We start from the raw sequence: 17,539 nt of genomic DNA, 5'->3' as shown, positions 1-17,539 counted from the left end.
TTTTTGCCTATTCGAGTGTCCCAAAATGAATTGCGTGACTTTTATCGGGGGAGTTGTCACGTTCCATTCTGCAAATGGTAGATTTATGGATTGAGGGACGATCGATGAGAAACGCGAACTCTGTATTCTGGCCCGAACTCTTGGCGTGTGGCATCGTGGCTGTATCGGCATTCTTGGCAATGACACAGCTTGCTCAAACCAGCCCAGCATTTGCGACTGCGGTCACGCTGGACTTCTTGATCACAGCTCCCTTTGCTTACTGGTTTTGTTCCCGAAAGCGCGACCTTCCCAGATGGGCCTTTGCGCTTGTCTTTGCAATCGCACTTGGGGTGGCTTGGCTTACGCTTCCTGTCGACAATCGCCAGGTGTTTGAACATCTCTCTGTCGGGTTACCAATTGCGATCGAGCTGGCGGTCGTCGCGGGGCTCGCTTATGGGCTTTGGACGCTTCCCAAGCAAAGCAGTTCAGATCTGTACACACGGCTACAGGCGTCATCCCTTCATGTTTTGAAAAACAAGCGTGTCGCACAGATATTCGCATCCGAAATCGCATCGCTGCTCTATTGCTTCTGGGCACCCAAACCCGTCTCACTTCGGATTGACCAGTTCAGCAGTCACCAATCCACTGGATTCGGGGCAATTCTGTGTGCGTTGGCAAGCGTTGTCCTGCTGGAAGCCGTTGCGGTGCATTTCGCGGCCGCTTTGATCTCGGAGCTGTTTGCCTGGGTTCTGACAGGATCAAGCTTGATGCTGTGTGTGTTCTTGATCGGTCATGCGCGGGCATTGTCGCGCCGTCCACACGTCGCAGCGCATGACCAGCTTCACCTGCGAAGTGGACTATTCGGGTCGGTCTCGGTTCGCTACGAATCCATCGTCGCAATTGACGTAGTGTCCTCTGTGCCATCGGATGCCCTACAGTTGGCCTTATTGCCGGGTATGGAGCAGCAGAACGTGGTGATAACATTGTCGCATCCGTCGCAGATCAGTTTCACCCACGGCTTCTCGCGGATGTCAGACAAAATCTGTGTGCACGTGGATGATCCAGAATCGTTTGCCGATGCGGTACGCAATTCACAGCGGGCCCTGCCTTCTGCGCCAGATTAAGGTCCTGCGACCTTTTTGCACTGCGTCACTCTGCAATCTCGCGGTTTCTCAGAGGGTTAGATAGGGCTGTCGCGCAGATCGGCCAAATGATGTCTTGATCCACATCAAGGCTATGATCTGGAATTATTCTTACTTGGAATATCAAGCGAAACACAGGATCCGAGAAACAGTCATGTCTGACGCCCCAGAACAGCTATACGCCCCGCGCGAGCCAATCTTCCCGAAACGGGTAAAGGGCACCTTCCGAAGCCTCAAGTGGTGGATCATGGGGCTTACCCTTGGCGTTTACTATCTTGCCCCTTGGATCCGTTGGGACCGTGGGCCAAATCTGCCCGATCAGGCAATCCTTGTGGATATGGCCAACCGCCGTTTCTTCTTCTTCTGGATCGAGATCTGGCCGCACGAGTTCTATTTCATTGCGGGCCTTCTGATTATGGCGGGGCTTGGGCTGTTCCTGTTCACCTCGGCTGCCGGGCGCGTGTGGTGTGGCTATACCTGTCCGCAAACCGTGTGGACCGACTTGATGATCCTTGTAGAACGCTGGATCGAAGGCGACCGAAATGCCCGGATCCGTCTGCACCGCCAGAAATGGGATGCCGAGAAGATCCGCAAACGTATCGTTAAGTTCATCGCGTGGATTTTGATTGCGGTCGCGACGGGTGGTGCGTGGGTGTTCTATTTCGCGGATGCACCGACGCTTTTGATGGATTTGGTGACAGGTCAGGCGCACCCGCTGGCGTATTCGACCATCCTGGTGCTGACCCTGACGACCTTCTTCTTCGGCGGCATCGCGCGTGAACAGATCTGTATCTATGCCTGCCCTTGGCCACGTATTCAGGCCGCGATGATGGATGAAGACACCATCACCATCGCCTATCGCGAATGGCGGGGCGAACCACGAGGCCGTGGTAAGAAACGGGACGATCTGGGCGACTGTATCGACTGTAACGCCTGTGTCGCGGTCTGCCCCATGGGCATCGACATTCGCGATGGCCAGCAGATGGAATGCATCACTTGCGGTCTGTGTATCGACGCATGTGACGAGATGATGGTGAAGGTCGGCAAGGAACGCGGCCTGATCGACTATCTTGCACTAAAAGATGAAGCATACGAGCGTGCTGGGAACCAGAAAATCCCGGTGATGAAGCACCTGCTGCGTCCGCGCACCATTCTGTACACCTCGCTTTGGACGCTTGTTGGGGTCGCTCTGACCGTGGCTATTTTTGCCCGTCCCAAGGTGGACGTCACCATTCGCCCCGTGCGCAACCCGACCTATGTGACGCTGTCGGACGGCTCGATCCGCAACACCTATGATGTCGGCGTGCGCAACCGTCACGGTGAAGAATGGCCCTATTACTTTACCCTGACCGACGGCAGCAATCTGACGGTAGAACTGGAAGGGTCGGACAAACTTGTGCTAGTAGCTCCGCCTGACACCGAGGCCAAACAACGGCTGTACGTTGTTGCGCCTCCGGGTTCGGAAACCGCAAAGCTTGATCGTTCTGACCTGCGCATCTGGGTCGTGGATGGTGTGACCGGAGACCGTGCCCATCTTGACACTGTCTTTAACGGGAAAGGGCGCTAAGCCATGGCAGACAAGTCCGAGAAGAAAGAGTTCGAACTGACTGGCAAACATGTTCTGGCCATCGTGGTCACTGCATTCTCGATCATCATCGGAGTGAATGTTTTCATGGCCTATTCGGCCGTGGGGACATTCCCCGGCTTGGAAACCAAAAATTCCTACGTTGCCAGCCAGCAGTTTGACGCCAAGCGTACCGCACAAGAAGCCCTTGGCTGGGATGTCTCGGCCCGGATCGAAGGTGAGACGCTGGTTTTGGACATCAAAGACGTGAACGGAGATTCCGTGACCGTCGCGTCGCTTTACGGCCTTCTGGGCCGTGCGACGCATGTGAACGAAGATCAAGAACCTGACTTTCACCAAAGCTCGACCGGCGCTTATGTTGCACAGGTGGGCAAGCTGGGTGAGGGCAACTGGAACCTGCGGATGAATGCGGTCGCCGATGACGGCACCAGCTTTCAACAACGTATCCAGATCCATCTGAAGGCCAACTAGGTCGTCATCTGAGGTGTAAAAGGGAAAACGCTATGGCTGCTCCTATCTCTGCCTGTCCGGCCTGTGATGCCGCCCCGCTTGCAGAAGCGCAGGCGGGCAAAGGGTATAACGGCAATGGGATGGAGGCGAAGCGGATCGTTTTGTCGCTGCCTCAGATCTATTGCGCGGCTTGTATCGCGGGGGTCGAGCGTGGGCTTGCCAATCAGGATGGCGTACGGGCTGCGCGGGTGAACCTGACGCTGAAACGCGCTGTTGTTGATGTGGATCCCGATGTCGAGGCACGGGATCTGGCCGACTATTTGACCGGTGTCGGTTTTGAAGCTTACGAGCTGGATCCGGGTCAACTGACCGCGACTGCCACAGACAAACACGGCAAAGATCTTTTGATGCGCTTGGGCGTGTCGGGTTTCGCCATGATGAACGTGATGCTGCTGAGTGTTGCGGTCTGGTCCGGTGCTGCTGACGCCACGCGCGATCTGTTTCACTGGATCAGCGCGGCCATCGCCATTCCGACGGTGGGCTTCTCAAGCCAAGTGTTCTTCAAGTCCGCTTGGTCGGCCCTTCGGGTACGCCGCTTGAACATGGACGTGCCGATCTCTCTGGCGATCCTTTTGGCGCTGGGAATGTCGATATACGAGACGATGCATTCAGGCGAACATGCCTATTTCGACGCGGCTTTGTCGCTGACATTCTTTTTGCTGGCGGGACGCTATCTGGATTATCGCACCCGCGCTGTGGCGCGGTCTGCCGCCGAGGAACTGGCCGCGCTTGAAGTGCCCCGCGCGCTCCGTGCGGTGGATGGCCAAGCCGACGAGCAAGTCCCCGTGTCCGAGCTTGAACCGGGTCACATCGTGCGCGTCGTGCCGGGATCGCGCGTACCCGTGGATGGTATCGTTACTGGTGGCGAAAGCGAGCTGGACCGCTCGCTTCTGACGGGGGAAAGCCTGCCTGTGGCTGCATCACCTGACAGCATTGTGTCAGCAGGCGAAGTGAATCTGACCGGCCCCCTGACGGTGCGTGTGACCGCCGCCGGGCGCGACAGCTCACTGCACCGAATGGCTGATCTGGTTGCGATCGCTGAAACCGCGCGCAACCGTTATACGTCGTTGGCAGACAAGGCCGCTGCGGTCTATGCGCCGGTCGTGCATCTGCTGTCCTTTGCGGCCTTCCTGTTCTGGTTTTGGTATTCTGGCGACTGGCGCATGTCGATGAACATCGCCGTGGCCACGTTGATCATCACTTGTCCCTGTGCGCTGGGCCTTGCGGTCCCTGCGGTGACCACCGCAGCCTCGGGCCGTCTTTTTAAGCAAGGGATGCTGTTGAAGTCCGCCACCGCGATGGAACGTCTGGCCGAGGTCGATCACGTCGTCTTTGACAAGACCGGCACGCTGACCGAAGGCAAACCCGCGCTGGACGCGCTGAGCCGTCACAAGGACCGAGACTTGCAGGTTGCCCTTGCGTTGGCCGAGGGTTCCAGCCACCCGCTGGCACAATCTCTGACCCAAGCCGCGCGCGCTGCCGGTGTGCAGCCTGCCGAGGTCACACAAGTCACCGAAGTGCCGGGCAAGGGCATCGAAGGTCAATGGGACGGCAAAACTGTTCGCCTTGGCCGCGCGGAATGGCTGGGCGCTAATGCCGTCGGACAGACCGCAACGTATCTGTCGATCTCGGGTGCCAAGCCCATAGCTTTCACGTTTACCGACGCACTTCGCCCCGGCGTGGAAGCGGCGATCACAGCCCTGAAAGCCAAGGGCATGGGCGTCACGCTGATCTCGGGTGACGTACCCGCCGCCGTGGCCGACATTGCTGGCCGTGTGGGCATCGAGGATTGGAAAGCTGACACGCTGCCTGAAGACAAGGCCGAGTACGTGGCCCGTCTGGGCAAATCCGGTCGTAAGGTTTTGATGGTTGGCGATGGTCTGAACGACACGGCGGCATTGGCGGCCGCTCATGTGTCCATCTCGCCCGCCTCGGCGCTCGAGGCTGCGCGCGTGGTGTCCGATATCGTGCTTCTGGGGAAATCGATGGAGCCGCTCTCGGGGGCCATCGACATGTCGAAATCCGCCACCCGCCGGATCAAGGAAAACTTTGCCATCGCTGCAGGTTATAACGCCATTGCCATTCCGATCGCATTGATGGGGTTCGCAACGCCATTGGCTGCAGCGCTTGCCATGTCGACCTCATCGGTGACAGTGTCACTGAATGCTCTGCGTTTGAAGAAAGGCTAAGCTAATGAACGTCCTTGTGTACCTAATCCCGATTTCCCTGCTTCTGGGCGGATTGGGGCTGGCCGCGTTCTTCTGGACTTTGAAATCCGAGCAATATGACGATCCCGAAGGGGATGGTCATCGCATTTTAAGCGATCGGTGGGACGACAAGCCGCCTGAAGAATAGTCGGGTCAGACGATCCCGTTTCTAAGTGCAATCATGGCTGCATGGGTTCGGTTCTTCGCCCCCAGCTTGTTGATGATTGATCGCATATGCATCTTTACGGTCACTTCCTGAATGCCGAACAAATGCGCGATTTCCTTGTTCTGTTGCCCCTCGCACAAGCTTTCAAGTATTTGCATCTCGCGGCGCGACAATCCGGTCTCGTCTCGTTTGAAACTGGACTGACGTGCATTGGGATAGACCATCAGGCCGAAATCTTCGTAGATCAGATTCAGAATACTGGCCAAGGCACTTTCCGAGATTTCAACTGGAGCACCGACGCAAGCGCCGGTCCGCAGCGCCTGTCGAGAGGCCTCAGTTTCCTTTTCTGGCAGCAGCAGAACGACAGCCAAGTGCTTGTCGCGACGGCAAAGCTTTTCTACCGTTTTCAAGCCGCCAAGATCGGGAAGACGATAGTCCAGTATCGCGCAGTCAAAGCTGGTGGATTTTTCTAAGATATCGAGGGCGCGCTGCATAGATTGGACCCCGGTTGGAGTCGGCATGTCACATATATCAGCGGCTGCGAGAGCCTTGCGCTGCAGCGCAGAATCGTCAGAGGCGATCAGTATCTTCAAAGCGGCGCTCCGCACCTTCGCGTCGAGCCTGAACGCTCGAACTGCTACAACGGGACGTCAGATTGTCACAGTAAGGAACCCCCCGATAGGTGTCTCAAGGGATAGGTTTTACTGCTACCCGTTTAGTAAATCCCGTCACGCTCAACTTATTGTGGCGTCGCGGAGAAATTATCTCAGAAAGGATACCACAGCAGGGACCATTTTGTCCACGATCAGGGCGACACCTTCCCTGTTAGGATGCAACCCATCGGCCTGCAAGTACAGGCGTTGGGCATCTGCGAAGCTGCCAGCGCTGGCGATGCCTTCTAGAAAATCTGGAAACAAAGCAACATCGAAGGTTTCCGCAAGGTCCGGAAAGACTTGTTGGAACTCAGTGCGATAAACTTCCCCGAAATTGGCTGAAGCCAACATTCCGACCAGCAGTGTTGGAATATCCTTGTTGCCCAGTTCGGTCAGTATCTTTGACAGATTGCGTTGTGTTTCTTCGGGCGAGATTCCGCGCAGCATGTCATTGCCGCCAAGCGCGACAAGTGCGACGTCGACCTCGTCTGTCAGGATCCATCCCAGTCGCGCAGCCCCGCCTGCCGATGTATCCCCGGACACGCCGGCGTTCACAATGTGAACGTTCAGTCCCTGTGCATTTAGCGCCGCTTCCAGCTGTGGTACAAAGCCTTCGCCTTGTGGAAGGCCGTACCCAGCAGTCAGACTGTCGCCTATCGCAAGGATGGTCGTAGTTTCTGCATGTGCAGCGCAGTTCATCAAAACTGCCGCGATGAGTCCCTTGAGACCGCTGGTCAAAACCCCATATGCACGTGATACCATGTTGTACTCCTAAAGAAGGTTCGCCGATGACGTCTCTGGTTCTTTCCCTGCGCGATGTGCGCCTGACGCTTGGCCATAGTGCAGGCCGGACCGAGATCCTCAAGGGCGTTGACCTAAATGTGACCACGGGCGAAACCATTGGTCTGACGGGGCCATCCGGGTCGGGCAAATCCTCGCTTTTGATGCTGATGGGCGGGCTGGATCAGGCCACAGGTGGGACTGTTCAAGCGCTGGGTCAAGACCTTGGCGCGATGAGCGAAGATCGGCTGGCACGATTTCGCCGTGATCATATGGGCGTCGTGTTTCAGTCCTTCCACCTGATCCCAACCATGACTGCGCTGGAAAACGTCGCAACCCCATTAGAACTGGCAGGTGTGCCGGACGCGTTCGACCGCGCCACGCAAGAGCTTGAGGCAGTTGGCCTGTCCCATCGATTGCACCATTACCCCAGCCAGATGTCAGGGGGGGAACAGCAACGTGTCGCGTTGGCCCGCGCCGCAGCACCGCGCCCCGAAATCTTGTTGGCAGATGAACCCACGGGCAATCTTGATGGCGCCACCGGTGCGGCCATCATGGACCTTCTATTTGGCCTGCGCGACCGACACGGATCGACGCTGATCCTTGTTACCCACGCGCCCGAATTGGCCGAGCGATGTGACCGCGTGATCCACATTCAGGATGGGCTGATTGCATGATCCAGAACGTTGCAATGGCGTGGCGTCTGACCCGGCGCGAATTGCGGGGTGGGATTAAGGGTTTCCGCATCTTCCTTGCTTGCCTGATTTTGGGTGTCGCGGCTATTGCTGCCGTCGGATCTGTGCGCGAAGCCCTGCGCGCGGGACTGTCCAGCCAAGGAGCAGTTTTGTTGGGCGGGGATGCGTCCGTGTCCTTTACGTATCGGTTTGCAGATAACGATGAATTGGCCCTAATCGAAGACGCGGCGGACGCGCTTTCGGTCATCGCGGATTTCCGGTCGATGATCGTGGTGGGCGATGAACGCGCGTTGACGCAGGTGAAGGCGGTTGATGATGCCTATCCCCTCTATGGGCAGGCGAAGCTGGATCCGCCGATGCCCATGGCCGCCGCGCTGGATGGTAGGGACGGTCTTTCAGGCATCGTGATGGATGACCTGTTAATCGACCGCCTGGGGCTTCAGATCGGGGATAGTTTAACGTTGGGCGAAGTCCCATTTGTCCTGATGGCCGAGCTGGTGAGCGAACCTGACAATGCTACGGCTGGTTTTGGCCTTGGTCCTCGGTCGATCCTACGCCGCACGGCCTTGGATGGTTCAAGCCTGCTGTCTGAAGGCACGCTTTTTGACAGCCACTATCGTTTGCGCCTGCCTGAAGGGGGCATTGTACCAGCTTATGCGCAGCTTGTGCCCCAGTTGGAGCCGCGTGGCGCGCGTTGGCAGGATGCACGTAACGGTGCGCCCGGAATGCGCCGCTTGATTGACCGTCTGGGTGCCTTTCTGGTGCTGGTGGGGCTGGCGGGGCTGGCGGTTGGCGGTGTCGGGATCTCGGCGGCGATCCGGTCGTATTTGGATGAAAAAACCGGCACGATTGCGATCTTGCGCGCCTTGGGGGCCGAGCGTCAGGTGATCTTCCTGACCTATTTCTTGCAAATCGGTATCCTGACCTTGCTGGGGCTATTTTTGGGTGTGATGCTGGGTGCGCTGATCCCCGCGCTTCTGGTCCCGATCATCGCACAATCCCTGCCGATTTCGACCGAGCTGACCATCTATTCCAGCGCGTTAGCAGAAGCCGCATTATATGGGGCTCTGGCCGCCTTGCTATTTACACTCTGGCCGCTCGCCCGCACGGAAGAGGTCAAGGCCGCCGATTTGTTTCGCGATGCGGCTCTTGGGTCAAACCGTCTTCCTCGGCCTTTGTTCATCGGGTTGTGCATTGCCATTCTGGCGCTGCTCGTGTGGGTGGCTGCGCGGTTCTCAGGCATGCCGGGACTGGCGATGTGGAGCTTCGTTGGTTTGGGCGGAGCCTTCGCGACGCTGGTCTTGACCGGCGTTGCAGTTAAATACGCTGCGCGCTGGCTGGGTCACCGAAAGATCCTGCGCCGCGTCCCAACTTTGCGGATGGCCTTTACCGCAGTCGGAGGGCCGGGCGGAGAGGCCGGCGCGGTTGTGTTGTCCCTTGGTCTTGGGTTGGCGGTGCTGGCCGCAGTCGGCCAGATTGACAACAATCTGCGCGGTGCGATTTCGCGTGACTTGCCTGATGTGGCCCCCAGCTTTTTTGTTGTGGACATTCAGCCCGATCAAATCGAGGCCGTAAAATCCCGACTCGAGGGTGATCCCTTCGTCAGTCGTATCGACACAGCACCCATGCTGCGCGGCATCATCACGCAGATCAACGACCGCCCCGCGCGCGACGTCGCTGGCGGCCATTGGGTCATCCAGGGTGATCGTGGTTTGACCTACTCGGCCCACCCCACGCGCACCACTGTGGTCGAGGGTGAATGGTGGGCGGAAGATTATCAAGGCCCGCCCCAGATCAGCTTCGCAGCAGAAGAGGCGCGCGAGATGGGGATTGGTCTGGGCGATGTCCTGACCGTCAACATTCTTGGCCGTGATATCACTGGCGAAATCACATCCCTGCGCGAGGTCGATTTCAGCCAAGCGGGGATGGGATTTATACTTACCATGAACCCCTCGGCGCTGGCTGGCGCACCGCATAGTTATATCGCTACGATCTATTCTGAGCAGGACGGCGAGGCCGCAATCCTGCGCGACTTGGGCAACGCCCACCCGAATATCACCCTGATCTCGGTGCGCGATGCGATTACCCAGATCACCGGGCTGATGGGGCAGGTGGCTGCTGCGATCACCTATGGCGCACTTGCCACGCTGGTCACGGGCTTCGTGGTGCTGATGGGGGCCGCCGCCGCAGGCGAGCGTGCCCGCACTTACGAGGCCGCAATCCTGAAAACTCTGGGAGCGTCCCGCGCTGGGATCTTGCTGAACTTTGCCATACGCTCGGCCATGCTGGGCGCTGCTGCTGGTGTCGTTGCGGTGATTGCGGGCGGCATCGCAGGTTGGGCCGTGACGCATTACATCATGGAAGAACGCTTTGTCTTCGATCTTCCAAATGCGCTTGCGATCGTGTCAGGCGGTGTCATCGCCACGGTTTTGGCAGGGTTGTTCTTCGCCTATCGTCCGCTATCCGCAAAACCCGCACGCGTCTTGCGCGCGCGCGAGTAGCCTTGCGTGCTATCCCAACAGCTCTTTCAACACCAGGGCCATCACGCCCGCGCTGTCGATCATGTCTTGCACGCCCACCCATTCATCGGGCTGATGCGCCAGATCCAGAATGCCCGGCCCATAGGCGATGCAGTTCTTCAGCTTGCCAATCCGGTCGATGTGCTTTTGGTCATAGGTGCCCGGGCTAACCACATAGGATGGCTGTGCGCCCAACACCTTTTCAATCGCTGCCGCGGTCGACGTCACGACAGGCGCGTTCTTGTCGGTCATCGTCGGGATGACTTCGTGCATGTCGCGGATCTCGTACTCGAAATTGGGGCGTTCGGCCCGGATTGCTTCCAGCATCCGGGTAACCTCGGCCTTTACCTCAGTGATGTCTTCTTCCATCAGGAAGCGCCGGTCGATTACAATGCGACAGCGGTCCGCCACGCAGGGCGCGGGCAGGCCGGTGAAGTTGGGATCCTGCTCCGCTTCTCCGCCGTGGATCGAGTTGATGTTCAACGTCGATTGCTTCGCGCCCTCCGGTACGACGGGCATATCCGTGCGCTTGGTGGCCAGCAGGGGAAAAAGGTGGCGCTCCATCTCTTCCAGCACGGCGCCCATATGGCGAATGGCGCTGTCGCCCAGAAACGGCATAGATCCGTGGGCAATCCGCCCTTTTGTCTCGATCTCGGCCCACCAGACGCCGCGATGACCCAGACAGATCCGATCCTTGTTTAGGGGCTCGGGGATGATCACATGTTGCACGCGGTCCGGGTCGAAATAGCCTTTTTCGGCCAGATAGGCGACGCCGCCATAGCCGCCGCTTTCTTCGTCTGCTGTGGCGCTGATTTCGACCGCACCTTTATGGTTGGGGTAAAGCGCCACGAAGGCCTCGGCCGCGATGATTGACGCGGCCAACCCGCCTTTCATGTCGCACGCCCCGCGCCCATACACGCGCCCGTCTTCCAGTTCGCCACCAAACGGATCCTTGGTCCAGCCGTGCCCAACTTCAACCACGTCGTGATGGCTGTTGAAATGCACGCATTCGCCGGGCTGCGTGCCTTCGTGTCGGCAGATGACATTCCAACGCGGATAGTCGGTGCAGTCACCCGGTGTGCCCTCCGCCCGGATCAGTTCGACCGTCCAGCCCTGTGCGCCCATACGCTCGGCGATATAGGTGCAAATCGTGCGATATTCGCGGCCGGGCGGGTTCAGCGTTGGGATGCGGATCAGGTCTTGGGTCAGCCGAATCAGGTCATCCTGACGGCGCGCAATTTCGGCAAGAAGCGGGGCGGTGTGATCAGTCATGGACAAAGCCTAGGCGTGCAGCGCGCCTATCTCAATGGTGGATATCAACCCAGCCGAATTTCCCGGAAAACGCGACGGAAAACGCTGTTGCGGGTCTTTAATTCGCGGTAAGCTCGACCTAAATACCAATGTAATAAACATTAACATTTTTTGCGCGGGCGGTAAGACCTTGCTGAAGAATTGACGGAACGTAGGAGGGCACATGTCCAGCTTTGATAAACAGATTCGTGAGAGCCAAGCGCAAGTTCAAGAAGCGCAGTCCAAGATCTCGGAACTGACAACGCGGATCGAAACCGCGCGCGCAAAGGCCGCGACGGGTGAAGATATTTCAATCGACATTGAAAATGCGACGCTGGACGACGTGCATTCCCATACTGAAGCGATGAATGCCAACATCGCCGAGCTGATTATGGGTCTGGATGATGTGACCTCGGGGTTTTCGTCGGACTTTGACCAGATGCGGTCGAAGACGGGTTGGGAGACGTTTGTCGGCATCTTTTCGAAGGGCAAATCCGAAAGTATGCGCCAGGAACGGATGCGCACGGCGTCCATCGACGACAAGTTGCAAGAGCTGATTGCGCAGTCGGATTCGATTGTGAACCTTCTGGAAGGTCAGCTGGCCATGCTGAACGAGCAGAAGGAAAAGGTGGGTGCGAACCTGACCACCACGCTGGACGAGCGCGAAATGACCGTGGGCGAGCTGGAAGCCCTGCGTTCCGAGATCCTTGGTATGGATCCAAAGATCATCGAGCTTGAGGGGAAGATCGCTAACGAGCAGGACGCCGCCAAACGCACGCAGCTCGAGACTGAACTCGCCGATCTGAACAGCCAATACAACGAGATGGTGCAGGAAGAACAAGTGAAGCTCGCCAAGTCGCAGACGCTTGAGCGCTATATCGAGAAGGGCAAGACCTGGGTCGACTCGCTGCAAAACCAAGCGGCGACGCAAATGGTGCTGATCAACAAGCTGCAGACAGACACCAAGCAGCGCGTGGTGCTGTATGACGCGTTGACCAAGTCGTTGAAAACCGCGCAGCAGCAAGATGTGGCGCACCGGATCAACGAAATCGGCGTCGAGACCGACAAAGAAGCCCAAGCCGCGATGGCCGCGATTGGCACGGCAACGAACCAACGCATGGCGGACATGATGGAAGCCCACGAAGACCAGATGGTCTTTGCCCGCGACGTGCTGGAACAGAAGGCCAAAGCCGACGAACGCTTCGCCCGCCGCTTTGCCGAGATCGTCGAGAAGCATGACAAGAACCTTTATGGGGGGTAGGGCGCATGCGATACCCATTCACGCAACCGCCGCGGAGCTGGCGTGATTGGTTTGTGGATCTTGTTTGTTTCCTTCCGATAATGATCCTTCTTGACGTAGTTACCTTACTGCCGTCAGCGCCGTTCTGGGCGATTAGCGCATCTGCCTTTGCGATTTCGGCAACTCGTTTAAGGAAGGAGCAACGAAGAGGCCAAAGTGCAAAGCCAAAGCCATATGAAGTATCGCCCGGTCGATAGACCGGGCAGCGCCCGACCCTCCCCACGGGAGGGCGCTTCGCACCCACCCACGGTCAGGCGCCGCCCTCATCGGTTTGATTGGAAGCTATGACGAACGACACGAAGGCATCGAAACAGCTAACTGAGATGAGTGAGAGAAGCGCAGTTGTCAGGTTGCTTTTGGTGACTCTTTTGCGCGGCTCCATTGGAGTGGCCTTATTTCTCAGCCTTGTGATCTTGGCGGACGAGTATTTTGGGCTTGGCACTAGCTTTGGTAGGGTGTTGGTGTTGGTTGCTACCGCGTTTTGGATAGTTTTTGCTATGTCGGAATTGGCAAGGACACGGCAAAAATACCAACAAATTCAGAGAGAGCATCGCCCTTGGCTGTTCAGAAAACCTAGAGATGAAGTCAACGATGAGCGATAACATCAAAACCACTGAACGCGCCTCGGCAGGCTTCGCCCGCCCGGATCATGCCGAGCTGACGGACACGCAGATCACGCGGCGCTATTTCTCGAAGTTCGAGAAGATCACCGCGCATCTGGCCCGTGTGGCTGGGCAGATGGAGGTCGAGGGCAAGTTGACACGCGACGAGGTCGATGTGCTGGCCCGTTACGTGATCAAGCTGGGTCTTAGCTTTAAGGCGCTGGCCAACAAGTACCACATGTCCGAAACGGCCTATGGGCTGGGCGGGGCGACGCTGACCTTTGATCGGCGTGACAGCGGGTTTCCGATCCATGCCGAGCTTTTGCAGATGGCATCCGACGCCGCACAGGCGGGTACGCATTTAAAGGGCATGGCCTCGGTCGAGGACCTCAAAAGCCAGATGGTCAGTCAGATTGTCGGTGACCTGTCGGTTCCAAAACGGCTGCAATACGCACTGTCGCAACGGCTCTATTATGAAGAGCTGCAAAAGGGCGAGCTGTTCTGGCCGCAGATGCATCCCGATGTGATTTGGCTGCGCAATCAGGGTGAAGCGCGCGACCCTCGTCGCACCTATCTGACCCATTGGGCCGTCTATGACAGCGAAGTGAATCTGCCCACCATCTATCTGATGGAGCTTGAGGATACGGGCCGCACCGCGCTGCCCAAAGATGAACGCCGCTGGCCTCAGGTCCAGTCACATTTGATGGCGCAATCCATGGCCGGGTTGCAACTGGTGACCATTGCCACCGGATTTGACAAGGATTTCGATGACCTGCATCCGAAACGTCTGCGGCGTTTCCATGTCGGCCCGATGTACAGCCACACGTTCACGCGCCAGACAGGCCCCCTGCGCGAGGTGTTGGAGCAGGCCAAAAGCCCGCCCGGCGAAGACTGGGCGCTGGCCTGGACCGTGGAAGAGCTGAAAAGTGCCTCGGTCAAAGAAGAAAAGTCTGGCTGGTTCGGCAAGGTAGAGCGTGAAATTTTTGCGCTGGATCCCTTCGCCGGGTCCGGCTCGAACATCGGTGCCACCAGCATGGAACGCGCCATCATCATGCCTGAACGTCCCTTTCAGGTGCTGGCCGAAAAGAACCCCGCCGGGTTCCACGATGTACGTAAATTTGTTGTCAGCCCGGGTGGCCGGGTTTTGAGCTATCGGTAAAGAAGATGTGCGTTGAGATTGAGATTAACGGGATGGTCGCAGATGATTTGGCCTCGCTTGCCAAATCGGTTGATCAGATTGTCTACGATGATGCTTACGATCCACAAAGGCTCACTCTGGATGCGTGTTTGTGCTGTGTGGATCTACTGGCGACGGCAAGCGCGAATGGCTTGCAGATAATCAAAACCCAAGATCCATTTTATTTGAAGTTTGCGTTTGGAGAAGACAAATGAGCCTGCCTGTTGATCTGATGGAGCTTCGCGAAGAAGAAATCCGCGCGCATTACGCTGCTGCTGCGGGGCATCTGGATGGGTTTGATCATACGCCCCGGATTGCCAAGCCGAAGGAAGCGCCCAAGGCAGAGCGCAGCCCGGGCATTGGGCGGGCGCGTCGATTCCGATCCACGACGCCGGGTCTGGTGACACGATCAACCGCGCGGCCCGAAGGTGTGCATTTGGTGGAACGGATCGAAGGATCAGACGGGGACGACCCGCTGGTGTCTCCGCTTCAGGCGACCGTTCTGCACACCCTGCGCCGTGCCATCGCGATTGCGCTTGCCGTGGGCGAGGGCTTTGCAGAGCAGACCGAACTCGCCGCGCTTCGCCGTGCAAACCTTGAAGGCCGGTTGGGCGCGGACAAATCCGCCGCGTTCTCGGAACTCCTGACCGCCGAGGCGTTGATCGTCCTTTATGTCTTCGGCAACGCGACGTCGTACATGTTGGCTGAACACGCCAGCGAGACACCTATCGAAGTCGGCGCTGTTGAGGAAATCCTGACGGACAACGCTCCGCTGGCTTTGAACGGTGCCCTATGGGAGCTGGATCAGGAACTCGCCACCTTTGTGACATCCGAAGACAAGCTCGTCCCCACGGTGCTTGCCTATGTCGAACAGCTGATGGAAAAAGTTGCGCTACGTGCGCAAACTGCCAGCCATCTTGGCCCGTTCACCTCGGCCAACTACCGGGTCGAGGCAGATGAGCTGACGATCTCGGGCTTCACGCCATCGCGCGCCCATCGTGGGTCCAAGATCACGATGACCTTCAAGAAGCCGAACGAGGTCGTGGGCAACCACATCGCCAAATACCAAGCGATGAAGCTCAGCAAAATGCTGATGGCATATGACTTCGATCGCAAGCTGAACCCGTTTGCGGAACTCGGCGGCTTCATCTTCACCTTCATGGGCGACGGTGCGCCGGGTACGGGGAAAACCACGCTGATCCAGATGATGGCCGGGCTGGTCAATGATTACTGCGCGGTGGCGGGTTATCCGTTCCGATACCAAAACTTCGGCATCGACAATATCGACAGCTATCAGGGTAAATCGGGCCAGAACGCGAAGGCATTCATCAACAATGTGCTCGACCCCAATGTGATCGGCTTTGGCACCGTGGATGACATCGACCAGATTGCGGGCAAACGCGGGGATCGCCAATCCAGCGCGGGCCAGCAAGAAGTCACAGCGGTCCTGATGGAAAGCTTCGCGGGCGCCAACACCGTGGTGCGCGGGAACTGCACCTTCGGCATGTTCTCGAACTATCCCGAGAATGTGGACGACGCCCTGCGCCAACGCGCCGGCGCGCGCTTCTTGGTCGATGGCCCCCAAACGCGCGAGGATTATATCGACATCCTGCATCTGCTGATGGGCAAGAACCACGACATCCCGCTGGGCAAGCATGACCTTTACGGCGCGCAGGAAATCAAATCCGCCGTCGCGCGCAGTTTCGAGGCGCATAACAAGCCGCAGGAAACGGGGCTGATGAACGTGTTCGACCGCGTGCATGACAAGATCGGGGAACTCGACGATATCGCCAAAATCGGCACCTATCTGAAAGGTATTCAGGAGGCCGACGAACGCTTCACGGGCCGCTCGATCAAAAACATCACCGACGCGGTGAAAGTCCGCGCGATGGACTTTGAACTGCCCGACGAATGGATGGAAAACCCCGAGCTGTTCTTGGTGAAAGACTATGACACCAAGAAAGACATGATCGCCGAACTGCGCGTGCCCATCACCACCGACATGGTGATCCAAGAGGTCAACCGCTACGCCGACTCAGAATTCCGCTATGCCGACAAATCAGACGAGGTCGCCATCGAGGCGATGGTCCGCGACTTCGGTCGTCAGGAAGAGGCGAAGAAGCGGTATTTGGAGGGGAAAGGGTGAGATCGTGCTACATCAGGCCGTAGTCTTCGGAATCCTGCTCCCGCCGTTGTTAGTATCAGTTGCAGCGGGTTGGTTAGCGGTTTGGGGTGAATGCTCCAAGAGACGTGTTCGCATTGGTGTATGGGTCTCAGTTTTGTTTGCAGTGATCTACTATGGGGCCCTTTCGCTTCTGGCGATTATCAATGCTCTGGACACGACGGTGTCCTCGCAGTTTGTCCTGATCTTGGTGATCGGTGCTCTCTGCGTTTTGGTTCCTGTTCTTGTTTGCCAAGGCGCGTTTTGGTTGGTTTATCGTTCTCGATTAAAGGTGAAAGTCGGATGAGTGTGGAATGGGAGCATAGTGGTTTTTACGCGGCAACGCCGCGACGCGCCCGACCCGCCCCACAGGGCGGGCGCGTTCCGCACCCACCCTCGGGCCGGGCGCATCGCTATAGCGTAGACTCTGATGCGTTTGATTTGGGGAACCGTCATGAAAGGAACAGATTGTGTTTGTTCTGACTTTCTCAATCGTTTCACTAGTCCTAGGCGTTCTAAGTATAGCGTTTGTTGCTGCTTTTTGGTGGGATTGGGCTTCGAAGATTAGCCCCTATCTGTCTCTGTCGATCAGCCTTTTGTGCACCTCGGCATTGATGGCATCACTTAGCCTGATCTCCCTTCTATATTCCGCAGGGGCCTTCTGCCCTGAGCTTCTAACAACTACGAACAAATGCGAAGCTATCGAGAATTGGGGATGGTCAATGTGGTTGCTGGGGCTTTGGATCCCGGTGATGCTGTATGCTCTGTGGAAA

General features: G+C 57.6%; 15 protein-coding genes. 12 read left to right on the top strand and 3 right to left on the bottom strand.

Annotated features, from left to right (window positions below):
- Positions 1 to 104 precede the first annotated feature (104 nt).
- The 5 genes from FIL88_RS10415 to ccoS all read left to right on the top strand — a co-directional run bounded on the left by FIL88_RS10415 (position 105) and on the right by ccoS (position 5,571).
- Positions 105 to 1,103, top strand: a complete 999-nt coding sequence (locus FIL88_RS10415; RefSeq protein WP_142853793.1) for a hypothetical protein — start codon at positions 105 to 107, stop codon at positions 1,101 to 1,103.
- Between the two features lie 172 nt (positions 1,104 to 1,275).
- On the top strand, positions 1,276 to 2,688 hold the full coding sequence (gene ccoG / locus FIL88_RS10410) for a cytochrome c oxidase accessory protein CcoG (protein ID WP_142853792.1): 1,413 nt from the start codon (positions 1,276 to 1,278) through the stop codon (positions 2,686 to 2,688).
- Between the two features lie 3 nt (positions 2,689 to 2,691).
- Positions 2,692 to 3,177 (top strand): FixH family protein, encoded by a 486-nt coding sequence (locus FIL88_RS10405; protein WP_142853790.1) that lies wholly within the window; start codon positions 2,692 to 2,694, stop codon positions 3,175 to 3,177.
- Between the two features lie 32 nt (positions 3,178 to 3,209).
- Positions 3,210 to 5,405: a heavy metal translocating P-type ATPase gene (locus FIL88_RS10400; RefSeq protein WP_142853788.1), complete on the top strand. Its 2,196-nt coding sequence runs from the start codon at positions 3,210 to 3,212 to the stop codon at positions 5,403 to 5,405.
- A 4-nt stretch (positions 5,406 to 5,409) separates the two neighbouring features.
- Positions 5,410 to 5,571, top strand: coding sequence for a cbb3-type cytochrome oxidase assembly protein CcoS (gene ccoS, locus FIL88_RS10395; RefSeq protein WP_142853786.1), 162 nt, complete (start codon positions 5,410 to 5,412; stop codon positions 5,569 to 5,571).
- A 5-nt stretch (positions 5,572 to 5,576) separates the two neighbouring features.
- On the opposite strand, the gene FIL88_RS10390 is transcribed toward ccoS, so the two are convergent.
- Complete coding sequence (locus FIL88_RS10390) at positions 5,577 to 6,197, bottom strand: response regulator transcription factor (protein ID WP_142853785.1); 621 nt, start codon at positions 6,195 to 6,197, stop codon at positions 5,577 to 5,579.
- Between the two features lie 153 nt (positions 6,198 to 6,350).
- Positions 6,351 to 7,004, bottom strand: coding sequence for an arylesterase (locus FIL88_RS10385; RefSeq protein WP_142853783.1), 654 nt, complete (start codon positions 7,002 to 7,004; stop codon positions 6,351 to 6,353).
- Between the two features lie 26 nt (positions 7,005 to 7,030).
- Between FIL88_RS10385 and FIL88_RS10380 the strand changes: the two genes are divergently transcribed.
- Both FIL88_RS10380 and FIL88_RS10375 read left to right on the top strand, forming a co-directional pair.
- On the top strand, positions 7,031 to 7,699 hold the full coding sequence (locus FIL88_RS10380; RefSeq protein WP_142853782.1) for an ABC transporter ATP-binding protein: 669 nt from the start codon (positions 7,031 to 7,033) through the stop codon (positions 7,697 to 7,699).
- Entirely contained in the window at positions 7,696 to 10,218 is a 2,523-nt protein-coding gene (locus FIL88_RS10375) for an ABC transporter permease (protein WP_246066683.1), read from the top strand. The genes FIL88_RS10380 and FIL88_RS10375 overlap by 4 nt, the downstream gene beginning before the upstream one ends.
- A 9-nt stretch (positions 10,219 to 10,227) precedes the next feature.
- On the opposite strand, the gene FIL88_RS10370 is transcribed toward FIL88_RS10375, so the two are convergent.
- A complete protein-coding gene (locus tag FIL88_RS10370; RefSeq protein ID WP_142853781.1) occupies positions 10,228 to 11,508 on the bottom strand; it encodes an acetylornithine deacetylase/succinyl-diaminopimelate desuccinylase family protein in 1,281 nt (426 codons plus the stop codon).
- Between the two features lie 202 nt (positions 11,509 to 11,710).
- On the opposite strand from FIL88_RS10370, the gene FIL88_RS10365 reads away from it, so the two are divergent.
- The 5 genes from FIL88_RS10365 to FIL88_RS10350 all read left to right on the top strand — a co-directional run bounded on the left by FIL88_RS10365 (position 11,711) and on the right by FIL88_RS10350 (position 16,751).
- Complete coding sequence (locus FIL88_RS10365) at positions 11,711 to 12,787, top strand: hypothetical protein (RefSeq protein ID WP_142853780.1); 1,077 nt, start codon at positions 11,711 to 11,713, stop codon at positions 12,785 to 12,787.
- A 323-nt stretch (positions 12,788 to 13,110) separates the two neighbouring features.
- On the top strand, positions 13,111 to 13,428 hold the full coding sequence (locus tag FIL88_RS16690) for a hypothetical protein (RefSeq protein ID WP_185960908.1): 318 nt from the start codon (positions 13,111 to 13,113) through the stop codon (positions 13,426 to 13,428).
- Positions 13,418 to 14,587, top strand: coding sequence for a hypothetical protein (locus FIL88_RS10360; RefSeq protein ID WP_142853779.1), 1,170 nt, complete (start codon positions 13,418 to 13,420; stop codon positions 14,585 to 14,587). The genes FIL88_RS16690 and FIL88_RS10360 overlap by 11 nt, the downstream gene beginning before the upstream one ends.
- A gap of 5 nt (positions 14,588 to 14,592) precedes the next feature.
- Positions 14,593 to 14,820 (top strand): hypothetical protein, encoded by a 228-nt coding sequence (locus FIL88_RS10355; protein ID WP_142853777.1) that lies wholly within the window; start codon positions 14,593 to 14,595, stop codon positions 14,818 to 14,820.
- Positions 14,817 to 16,751 carry an ATP-binding protein gene (locus FIL88_RS10350; RefSeq protein ID WP_142853776.1) on the top strand — a complete coding sequence of 645 codons (1,935 nt, stop codon included), beginning with the start codon at positions 14,817 to 14,819 and terminating at the stop codon, positions 16,749 to 16,751. Before FIL88_RS10355 ends, FIL88_RS10350 begins: the two co-directional genes overlap by 4 nt.
- The last annotated feature ends 788 nt before the right edge of the window (positions 16,752 to 17,539 follow it).

It is taken from the genome of Aliiroseovarius halocynthiae (genome assembly GCF_007004645.1).
Lineage (GTDB): Bacteria > Pseudomonadota > Alphaproteobacteria > Rhodobacterales > Rhodobacteraceae > Aliiroseovarius > Aliiroseovarius halocynthiae.
This window is presented reverse-complemented; position numbering and strand designations above follow the sequence as displayed.

Coding starts and splice junctions, on each gene's coding strand:
- FIL88_RS10365 (WP_142853780.1), top strand. CDS start 11,711: ATGTCCAGCTTTGATAAACAGATTCGTGAGAGCCAAGCGCAAGTTCAA.
- FIL88_RS10415 (WP_142853793.1), top strand. CDS start 105: ATGAGAAACGCGAACTCTGTATTCTGGCCCGAACTCTTGGCGTGTGGC.
- FIL88_RS10380 (WP_142853782.1), top strand. CDS start 7,031: ATGACGTCTCTGGTTCTTTCCCTGCGCGATGTGCGCCTGACGCTTGGC.
- FIL88_RS10360 (WP_142853779.1), top strand. CDS start 13,418: ATGAGCGATAACATCAAAACCACTGAACGCGCCTCGGCAGGCTTCGCC.
- FIL88_RS10385 (WP_142853783.1), bottom strand. CDS start 7,004: ATGGTATCACGTGCATATGGGGTTTTGACCAGCGGTCTCAAGGGACTC.
- FIL88_RS10355 (WP_142853777.1), top strand. CDS start 14,593: ATGTGCGTTGAGATTGAGATTAACGGGATGGTCGCAGATGATTTGGCC.
- FIL88_RS10400 (WP_142853788.1), top strand. CDS start 3,210: ATGGCTGCTCCTATCTCTGCCTGTCCGGCCTGTGATGCCGCCCCGCTT.
- FIL88_RS16690 (WP_185960908.1), top strand. CDS start 13,111: ATGACGAACGACACGAAGGCATCGAAACAGCTAACTGAGATGAGTGAG.
- FIL88_RS10350 (WP_142853776.1), top strand. CDS start 14,817: ATGAGCCTGCCTGTTGATCTGATGGAGCTTCGCGAAGAAGAAATCCGC.
- FIL88_RS10370 (WP_142853781.1), bottom strand. CDS start 11,508: ATGACTGATCACACCGCCCCGCTTCTTGCCGAAATTGCGCGCCGTCAG.
- FIL88_RS10375 (WP_246066683.1), top strand. CDS start 7,696: ATGATCCAGAACGTTGCAATGGCGTGGCGTCTGACCCGGCGCGAATTG.
- FIL88_RS10405 (WP_142853790.1), top strand. CDS start 2,692: ATGGCAGACAAGTCCGAGAAGAAAGAGTTCGAACTGACTGGCAAACAT.
- ccoG (WP_142853792.1), top strand. CDS start 1,276: ATGTCTGACGCCCCAGAACAGCTATACGCCCCGCGCGAGCCAATCTTC.
- ccoS (WP_142853786.1), top strand. CDS start 5,410: ATGAACGTCCTTGTGTACCTAATCCCGATTTCCCTGCTTCTGGGCGGA.